The 4,523-nt window shown below is 48.2% G+C and carries 4 protein-coding genes; 1 reads left to right on the top strand and 3 read right to left on the bottom strand.

What is annotated here, in order from left to right; all coding sequences use genetic code 11:
• On the bottom strand, positions 1–1,020 hold a 1,020-nt coding region (gene hflX / locus O71_RS05425), incomplete at its 3' end, for a GTPase HflX (protein WP_007654105.1).
• Between the two features lie 211 nt (positions 1,021–1,231).
• Between hflX and rfbC the strand changes: the two genes are divergently transcribed.
• Positions 1,232–1,774, top strand: coding sequence for a dTDP-4-dehydrorhamnose 3,5-epimerase (rfbC, locus tag O71_RS05420; protein WP_007654104.1), 543 nt, complete (start codon positions 1,232–1,234; stop codon positions 1,772–1,774).
• A gap of 128 nt (positions 1,775–1,902) precedes the next feature.
• On the opposite strand, the gene O71_RS05415 is transcribed toward rfbC, so the two are convergent.
• Positions 1,903–3,078, bottom strand: coding sequence for a T9SS type A sorting domain-containing protein (locus tag O71_RS05415; RefSeq protein ID WP_007654103.1), 1,176 nt, complete (start codon positions 3,076–3,078; stop codon positions 1,903–1,905).
• A 674-nt stretch (positions 3,079–3,752) separates the two neighbouring features.
• On the bottom strand, positions 3,753–4,463 hold the full coding sequence (locus O71_RS05410; protein WP_007654095.1) for a hypothetical protein: 711 nt from the start codon (positions 4,461–4,463) through the stop codon (positions 3,753–3,755).
• Between the last annotated feature and the right edge of the window lie 60 nt (positions 4,464–4,523).

The following is a 4,523-nucleotide window of genomic DNA, read 5'->3' as shown; positions in this document are numbered from 1 at the left end:
CCCGCTTTCTTCCTGCATCTCCTGCTCCCGCTGCTCCAGGTACTGGTCTATTTTGTTGAACACCAGCAACACCGGTTTGTCAGCCGATTTAATGTCCAGCAGGGTATCGTTCACCACTGCAATATGGTCTTCAAAAGAAGGGTGCGACACATCCACTACATGCACCAGCAGGTCAGCTTCGCGGATCTCGTCGAGCGTGGACTTAAAGGCTTCGATCAGCTTGGTAGGTAGCTTGCGGATGAATCCTACTGTGTCAGACAGCAGGAAAGGTATGTTGTCGAGCACTACTTTGCGCACGGTGGCGTCAACGGTTGCGAAGAGTTTGTTTTCTGCAAACACATCGGACTTGGAGAGCAGGTTCATCAGCGTGGACTTGCCCACGTTAGTATATCCCACCAATGCCACACGCACCATACCTGCCCGTGACTTGCGTTGCTCAAAGTTCTGTTTCTCGAACTTCTCCAGTCTGTCGCGCAGCAAAGATATTTTATCGCGCACAATACGACGGTCAGTTTCAATCTCGGTTTCACCCGGACCCTTCATGCCGATACCACCCTTTTGTTTGGAAAGGTGAGTCCAGAGGTTGGTCAGGCGGGGTAGGAGATACTGGTACTGCGCCAACTCCACCTGCGTGTGCGCCTGTGCCGTTTTGGCACGGAGCGCGAAGATGTCGAGAATCAGTAAGCTCCTGTCCACGATCTTGACCTGCAGTTCGCGCTCGATGTTGCGCACCTGCGAAGGACTCAGGTCGTCGTCAAAGATCACCATGTCGATGTTGTGCTCTTTCACATAAGCCTGTATCTCTTCCAGTTTGCCGCTGCCCACAAAGGTGCGGGTGTCCGGTTTGTCAAGCTTTTGTACGAAGCGCTTCATGGCCACGGCGCCGGCTGTTTCGGTAAGGAATGCCAGTTCGTCAAGGTACTCGTTAGTTTGTTCGTCGGTTTGCTTATAACCAGGCACAGCCACCAGCACGGCGGTTTCCTGCGGCTTGGCGGTTTCGTAGTATTTTTGTTTACCCATTTTCAGATGTTAAGCGTAGCGGTTTGTCAGCCTTTTTTCGGCGTGAATCATTGTACGTAATTGTTCCCGGCCCCGGTCAAAATTAGCAGGTATAGCGCCGTGGAAGCAGGCAGGATGGACGCAAGTTAGTTGAAAAATTTCAGAAGAAAGGGGAAAAAACCTAACTTGCCACCCTTCTAAAAGAACCAAAGCAGATCCATTTACACCAGCTATGCAGCATAAGACCTATCACATTGAAGGCCTGATCGAATTTATACCACGCGTGTTCCGCGACGAGCGTGGCTGGTTCATGGAAACCTACAATGCCAGCATGTTTGCGCCCTTCGGCATCAACCCGGTCTTTGTGCAGGACAACGAGTCTGTTTCTAGAAAAGGCGTGCTGCGCGGCCTGCATTTTCAGAGGCCGCCTTATGCGCAGGGCAAACTGGTGCGGGTTGCTTCGGGCCGTGCGCTGGATGTGGCGCTCGACCTCCGCAAAAACTCCCCCACTTACGGACAGCACGCCACCTGCATACTCGATGCGGAGCAGCATAACATGCTCTATATTCCGGAAGGCTTTGCCCACGGCTTTGTAGCGCTGGAAGACAACACCAGTTTCCTCTACAAATGCACCAACCTGTATCATCAGCCATCCGAAGGCGGTATCCTCTGGAACGACCCAGCCCTGGGTATAGACTGGGGTATAGCCCAGCCGCTGGTTTCGCCCAAGGACGAAGTACTGCCGCTGCTACAGGATTTTGTCTCGCCGTTTTGAGTGCCTGGACAAAAGAACTTAAAATATTGGCCAATTGTCTGATTTTTTAGATTTATGATGTCTCCTGCTTATAAATGACAAGGCCCACGATTAAAACAATCGTGGGCCTTGTTTATTCACCAGGGTGGTTACTTCTTTATTATCATTCTTCTGGTCGTGGATTTGCCCTTATGCTCTATTCTGAGCATGTAGGTGCCAGCAGGTATACCTTTTGTGCTAACTTTGGTTTTCTTGCCCTTGGCTTTGCCGGAAAGGCGCTGGTTTCCCTGCAAGTCATACAAGGTATAGCTGTAGCTCTCGTCTGAACTTCCGGAAAGTTCTAAGGTGAACTCGTCTGCGGTGACTGGATTCGGGCTAAACATAAGCTCTGCACCATTGTCGCAGTCGCGGATCTCGTAGAGCATCACAAACTGCTGTGTCCAGCCGAGAGGAGTTTCAACCTCTAAGCCGATTGACATGCGGGAGCTAAAGTTAAACCCTGCTGCCGTTACAGTAAGTGTTGAGCCTGTTAAGTCGCCGTGGCTGCTCACATTGCCAACTGCCCAACGGTAGCGCGATGGCTGCCCCTGATATCCGTTACTGTAAACAGGAGCAAAAGTGTGCTGTTCGTAGGGGCAGGTAGGGTGTTTGGCACTGCCAAAATAGCTGAAGTATAAAATTTCTGGTTGGCCCACCCAAACATTTTTGGTTAAAGTGCTACTGCCACACTGCGCACTATTGGCCGTTACCTTTACCCAGCCTGCGCCACTGTAACCGGGCCGCTGCGAGATCGCTACGGTCGTTGACGTGCTTTGCAGCGGTGACACTTGCCCATTAATGAGGATGTTGCTACTGGCCTCCCAGGTATAGCTGGTAGCACCGGCTACTGAGGTTATGCTAAAGGAAGATGCAGTATTTCCTATATCGTAAGGTGCGTTGTTGAACGTCGGTGTAGGCAGGCTGCTGTTGTAGTTGATGGTGATAGGTGTTGAGTTGACCGCCTTGTTAGGGGTGGTGCAGGTAATGTTGGCCGCTACCGATACCTGCCCGCCATTCGTGCCGCTCGGTATGGCGGAGATAGAATTGCCGGAAGCAGATCCCGAAATCGTCCAGCCCTGCGGAAGCGACCAGGTATAGGATGTGGCTCCCGTCACGGCTGGAACCGAGAGGTTAACAGGGTTTCTGTCGCCGCAGTGCAAATTGGTTTTGGAAGCAGTGATTGCGCTTACCTGAGGTTCGCGCGTAATAGTGAGTGTGCTGTAATTGCTATAGAAGTTTACCCTTGGTACACTGCTTATGCTGCATTCCTGGTTCAGGCCTCTCACTTTTACCTGGCCTCCGGACCCTGCTGCAGGTATAACCGAGATGGAGTAGGAAGGAGTCGTAAAGGTGCCCGTCTTATTGTCATTAGTGCGCCAACCGGATGGTAGCGTCCATTCATAGGTGTCTACATATAAAGTAGAAGAATAGGATGGGTTAGAGCTGCTTGGGGTGTTAGGAATTGCGAGCCTATCTATAGCTAACGTTATAGGGGCTGTGCTGCACCAGTCTATACTGTGGCTTGATTTTGCTACGTTGTTTACCTTAACTTGTGAGGGGTTAACACCGTTTATAGATTTGATTATGACGCCACCAGTAGTTGGTGTGCCATCATTAGATTTGTTGTTACAGGACGTAATTGTTACTTTTAATTCTCCTTTATTTGTTACATCGTTCCAGATTACTTCTACAGAACTGTTGGATGTAGTGTAATCATCACTGCTGTTAGTAATGTAAAATTTGCCGTTGGTAATAGACCATTTAAAAGAGCAGCCTGCATAATTGGCAGAAGCAGAACCACCTGCTGGAAAAGCTGTATAAGCAATTCTATTTCCAGGACATTGGGGAACTCTGCCATCAGGCGTTAAAGCTGTTTTGCAGCTAATAAAAATGGGGCTATTAAGAATAGCAGTAAGAAGTAGAGCTTCTTCATAAGTTTGTTTTTAGGTTAATTTAAATTTTAGAAAGTCCAGTTAAGATTGACAAACGTTATTGGGATGTAGGAAAAAACAAGTTTGTTGGTAGTATAGTCAATATAGGTCTTGGGGTTGCCGAAACTATCGTACTCTGGTGAGTATGTTTTGAGAGAGAGTACGAGATCTTGCGAGCTTTTTACTTTGCTTAAGTGGAATGCTGTTTCTGTCGATAAATAAAATCTGGTGCCAATATTAATGCGGAAGCCAATAAACGGTCTTATTCCGAAAGAGGTGGTAGTAAGAAGATCTTTTGAATGCTTCTCTATTACACCATATGGGTCCGGTTCACTGAATTCGTCCCACATCTCTATATTCCTCACTTTCTGCTGATAAAAACCATCAGTTCCGTAATACAGTGTGAATAGTTTGCTGAGCGGTCTCTGCCATTCGTAGCCAATACTTCCCCCAAAGAGAAAGTCTGTAATTTCGTCACGACGATTTGTGTAAGACTGCGTAGAGTCAGACTTGGCATACATCCCCTCTGCTCCAAACCGAATGGCCCCATTACGGGAAAACTGGTATTTGTACATAAGATGCAGCGGCATGCGGCTAGCAGGGTCAGCTAATCTATCAAGTATTACGTGCGTGTTTATGACAATATGGTGACGGTATAACGCTATTGAATCCTGCGATTGGGCAGACGCAAATTGGCAGGCGAAGAGAAGGAGGAAAATTAGAGAGTATTTGATTTTCATAAAAGGTAGGGGTAAATGGGTAATAATTATATGCGAATATATTTAAAGTTATATGTATAA

The organism is Pontibacter sp. BAB1700 (assembly GCF_000277005.1).
GTDB classification, from domain to species: domain Bacteria; phylum Bacteroidota; class Bacteroidia; order Cytophagales; family Hymenobacteraceae; genus Pontibacter; species Pontibacter lucknowensis.
Note: the sequence above shows the minus strand (reverse complement) of the source record. Positions and strands in the feature narration are given on the sequence as shown.